At 43.3% G+C, this 314-nt stretch carries 1 protein-coding gene; it reads right to left on the reverse strand.

Features of this window, described 5'->3' with window-relative positions; translation table 11 throughout:
• Window positions 1-314, reverse strand: a 314-nt coding sequence (locus HMJ38_RS25205; protein WP_194977205.1) for a hypothetical protein, incomplete at both ends; no start/stop codon positions are given.

The following is a 314-nucleotide window of genomic DNA, read 5'->3' on the forward strand; positions in this document are numbered from 1 at the left end:
GCTGGTGAGAACCCTTTTGCAGTTGCTATGATGGTATTGTTCCTAGTTGTACCAAGTGGCAAACCAACCGATGTGGTGTTAAAGGTGATTTCACCAAGTCCAGCAGTTCCTGGAAGTGTCAACCAATCGTTGAAACCTGTGTTATTCTTATTGATAACATTTACAACATCATCAATTACCAATCCTATATCTGTTGCACCACTGCCATTTAAATTTCCAATAAATGAGCCGGTAGTTTCTGGCGACAAGCCGGTAGCCAATGAAGCAGGGTCAAAAGATAGGGCACCTGCGGTTGGTGCATTCGTACTTTCAAC

The sequence above is a fragment of the Aquiflexum lacus genome (genome assembly GCF_015476655.1).
Lineage (GTDB): Bacteria > Bacteroidota > Bacteroidia > Cytophagales > Cyclobacteriaceae > Aquiflexum > Aquiflexum lacus.